At 67.7% G+C, this 4,255-nt stretch carries 4 protein-coding genes and 1 riboswitch; all 4 genes read right to left on the reverse strand.

What is annotated here, in order from left to right; genetic code table 11:
• Positions 1–1,905, reverse strand: a 1,905-nt coding sequence (locus AC5JJ6_RS01370; protein WP_496040319.1) for a cobaltochelatase subunit CobN, incomplete at its 3' end; no start/stop codon positions are given.
• A 6-nt stretch (positions 1,906–1,911) separates the two neighbouring features.
• Positions 1,912–2,943 carry a cobalamin biosynthesis protein CobW gene (cobW, locus tag AC5JJ6_RS01375; protein ID WP_496040320.1) on the reverse strand — a complete coding sequence of 344 codons (1,032 nt, stop codon included), beginning with the start codon at positions 2,941–2,943 and terminating at the stop codon, positions 1,912–1,914.
• Positions 2,940–3,491, reverse strand: a complete 552-nt coding sequence (gene cobU, locus AC5JJ6_RS01380) for a bifunctional adenosylcobinamide kinase/adenosylcobinamide-phosphate guanylyltransferase (protein WP_496040321.1) — start codon at positions 3,489–3,491, stop codon at positions 2,940–2,942. Before cobU ends, cobW begins: the two co-directional genes overlap by 4 nt.
• Positions 3,492–3,530: 39 nt before the next feature.
• A riboswitch (cobalamin riboswitch) is annotated at positions 3,531–3,757 on the reverse strand.
• A 32-nt stretch (positions 3,758–3,789) separates the two neighbouring features.
• Positions 3,790–4,255 (reverse strand): phosphomethylpyrimidine synthase ThiC (locus AC5JJ6_RS01385; RefSeq protein ID WP_496040322.1); only part of this gene is annotated, 466 nt, incomplete at its 5' end.

Below are 4,255 nucleotides of genomic sequence, written 5' to 3' on the forward strand. Positions count from 1 at the left end.
CTCGTAATACTCGTCCACCAGCATTTCCAACTCGCGCAAGGGGCCGTAGCTTTCTGCTCGGGTCAGCGGCGGGGTCAGGTGGTCGATGATGACGGCAGCCGCGCGCCGCTTGGCCTGCGTCCCCTCGCCGGGATCGTTGACGATGAAGGGATAGAGATGCGGCAACGGCCCCAGCGCCACTTCCGGAAAGCAGGTTTCCGACATGGCGAGCGACTTGCCCGGCAGCCATTCCAGATTGCCGTGCTTGCCGAAATGCACGACGGCATGAGCATCGAAGACCTGCCGGATCCAGGCATAGAAGGCCAAATAGGCGTGCGGCGGCACGAGGTCGGGGTCGTGATAGGTCTTGGACGGATCAATCTGGTACCCACGGGCCGGCTGGATCGCGATGGCGGCATTGCCCATCCGGACCACCGGCAACAGGAAGCGGTCCTCGCGTACGAACGGATCGGTGGCCGGCTCGCCCCAGCGGTCCGTCACCGCCGCGCGCACCGCGTCGGGCAGCCCGTCGAAGAACGTTTGGTAAGCGTCCAATCCGAGCGTTTCGGAGACGACGCGCTGGTCCAGATCGCTCAGGTCGTTGGTGACCCCCGCGCTGACGCGCGCCATCAGCTCCGCCGGATCGGCCGGCAGATCGGCGACGCCGTACCCTGCCTCGGCTAGCGCATGAAGCGTCCGCACCACCCCCGCCGGCGTGTCCAGCCCGACGCCGTTCGCCAACCGCCCGTCCCGGTTCGGGTAGTTCGCCATGACGATGGCGACCCGCCGCTCACCCGCCGGAGTCCGGCGCAGCCGCGCCCAGCGCGCCGCGAGGGCGGCGACGAACGCGACCCGGTTGGGGACCGGCTTGTACGACAGCACCCAGCTTTCCGTCGCCTCGTGCCGCCGCGCCTCCGCCTTGAAGCTGACGGCGCGGGTGATCAGCCGCCCATCGACCTCGGGCAAGGCGACGTTCATGGCGATGTCGCGGGCCGACAGCCCCGAAGTCCCGGCGCGCCAAGCCGCTTCAGACCCGCCGGAGAATACGACCTGGAAGACAGGGCAGTCCGCACCATCGAACGGCGTGGACGACCGCGCCGCCCCCGGCTGGGAAATCGCGAAGGAGGTCGCGTTCAGGATCACGTCGGGAGCGGAACGATCCAGCAGATCCGCCACGATCCCCGCCGCCACCTTCTCCTTGAGGCTGGTCGTCGCGATCGGCAGCGCGTTGACGCCGGCCTCGGCCAGCGCTGCTATCAGCGCATCTATGACGGCGGTATTGGCCGCCTGCTCCAATGCGCGGTAGAACAGGATCGCGGCGACCGGCGCCCCCTCGATCCATTCCCGCCGCAGGTCGTCCAACCCCGGACGGTCCCGCCCCGGCCAGTAGATCCCGGCCCGCATCAGCGGGACCGGCTCGCGCCAGTCGGCATGGCCGTAGCCGATCAGATCAGCCGCATAGCGCAGCAAGCCGCCAGCGTTCTCGACACCACCATGAACCGCGTATTGCCAAAGCCGGTGCGTGACGTCTCCCGGCAGCGTCGAGAACCGCGCCAGCTCCGGGTCCGGCTGATCGTCGCCCGGCAGGACCGCCAGCGGGATACCCCGTCGCCGACAGGTATCCGCGACCTGTTCGATGCCATAGGGCCAGTAGCCGGCGCCCCCCAGCACCCGGACCACCACCAGCTTCGCCCGTGCCACGACCTTTTCGACATACAGGTCGATCGACAGGTTATGGCCGAGTTGCAGCAGGCTGGCGAGGCGGAGGCTCGGGAATCCTGCCCCCAGCCGGTCATGAGCGGCGGCAAGACACGCCAGTTCGGTGTCGGCCGCCGACAGGACGACGATGTCGCCGGCGGTCTGGCCGAGATCGACCGCTTCGGTGCCGTCGGAGATGGTGCCGGGCTGTGCCGCCAGCAGATGCATGCCGGATCAGCCCCGCAGTATGGTTTCGATGGCGGAACGATCAAGCCCGCGCTGTCCGATCACCACCAGTTCGCTGCGCCTGTTCTCGTCCTGCTTCCAGCGGCGGTCGTAATAGCGCTGGATACGGTCGCCGACGCCCTGCACCACCTGCCGCATCGGCTTGCCCTCGACATGGAGGAAGCCCTTGATCCGCAGGATATCATGGGCGGCGACGGCAGCGAGAATCCGCTCCTCGACCTTCTCCGGAACGTCGACCGAGCCCAGTTCGATCACGAAGCTGTCGAAATCGTCGTGATCGTGGTCCTCACCTTCCAGCTCGTGATGCGAGGGACGGCTGTCGAGATCGTCTTCCGCCGCAGCTCCAAGCCCCAGCAGAACCAGCGGATCGATACCGCCCTGGACCGACACCACCGTCTTGACGGCAGGGCGCAGATGCTCCGCCACGATGCGGGAAACGCGGTCCAGCGTCGCGGCATCGACCCGGTCGGCCTTGTTCAGCACGACCATGTCGGCGCACTGGATCTGTTCCTCGAACAGCTCCTCCAGCGGGCTTTCATGGTCCAGCGACTCGTCGGCTTCGCGCGCCGCCTGCACGGCAGCCGGATCGCCGGCGAAGCGCCCAGCCGCGACCGCTTCCGCGTCGATCACGGCGACGACGCCGTCCACGGTGACGCGGGTGCGGATCTCCGGCCAGGCGAAGGCCTTGACCAGCGGCTTCGGCAGCGCCAGTCCTGACGTTTCGATCACGATATGATCGGGCGGGTTGGGCTGGTTCAGCAGCTTCTCGATCGTCGGCAGGAAGTCGTCGGCCACCGTGCAGCAGATGCAGCCGTTGGTCAGCTCGACGATGTCCTCTTCCCGGCAGGTGGCGGAGCCGCAGCCGGCCAGCAGTTCGCGGTCGACGCCCAGATCGCCGAACTCGTTGATGATCAGCGCTAGCCGGCGGCCACGGGCGTTTTCCAGCAGGTGGCGGATCAGGCTGGTCTTGCCGGCGCCGAGAAAGCCGGTAATGACCGTCGCGGGGATCTTGGTGCTCACGTGATGTTTCCTTGATCGGTTTTCTTGACGGTCATCGGGATGCCCGCGACCATGAAATAGACGGCATCGGCCAGGGCCGCGACTTCCTGATGGAGCCTGCCGGCATGGTCGCGGAAGGCCCGCGCCATGGCATTGTCGGGGACGATGCCAAGCCCGACCTCGTTCGATACGAAGACGACAGGCCCCTGGAGACCGCCGAACGACGCGGCCAGCCGCCGCGTCTCATCCGCGATGTCGCGTTCGGCCATCATCAGGTTGGTGACCCATAGGGTAAGGCAATCGACCAGCACGACCGCATCGGGCGCGGCCAGCGTGGGCAGCACACCTGCCAGATCCAGCGGTTCTTCGACGGTGGTCCAGTGCGGCCCGCGCCGGGCGCGGTGTTCGTCGATGCGGGCCGACATCTCGCCGTCCCAGGCCCTGCCCGTCGCGAGATATATCGGCCGCTCGGCCCGCTCCGCCATTTCTTCGGCGAAGCGGCTCTTGCCCGACCGGGCGCCGCCGAGAACCAGGGTGACGCCACGCGGCGTCTTCGTGTCGAAACTCATGACCCACCTTCACCGGTTCACCCCGCCCGGCCGTGATTGAACATACGGCGCTCGACGGCAGGTCTCCTGGCTTCGCGAGTCGGTGCGGGTGTCCGGCCTTCCCGGTGCGGTCTTGCACCAGTGACCACAGGTTCAGGACACCCGCTCGTCGCTTACAGTTGCGGGGGCAGCTCCGGACTCGGACGCCTGGGCGGCGTCCCCACCGGATTCCCTCTTGGCGGCCCGCCGGCTCATCGCCGCCGGGCACCATCGAGCGGGGCGCACTATCCGCGCCCCACCCCACCCTGTCAATGAGCGTCTATTCGCCTGCAACCGGATGGTAGATCTCCGACCCGGCCTCCCGGAAGTTCCGCGACATCTCCGCCATGCCGGAGGCGGCGTAGTCCCGGACCTCCTGCGTGATCTTCATCGAACAGAACTTCGGCCCGCACATCGAGCAGAAATGCGCCGACTTGGCGCCTTCCGCCGGCAAGGTCTGGTCGTGGAAGCGCTCCGCCGTCTCCGGGTCCAAGGACAGGTGGAACTGGTCGCGCCAGCGGAAGTCGAAGCGGGCGCGGCTCAGCGCGTCGTCCCGCAGCTTCGCCGCCGGGTGGCCCTTCGCCAGATCGGCCGCATGTGCCGCGATCTTGTAGGTGACCACTCCCACCTTGACGTCGTCGCGGTCGGGCAAGCCCAGGTGCTCCTTGGGCGTCACGTAGCACAGCATCGCGCAGCCGAACCAGCCGATCATCGCGGCGCCGATGCCGCTGGTGATGTGGTCGTAG

It is taken from the genome of Skermanella sp., assembly GCF_059503625.1.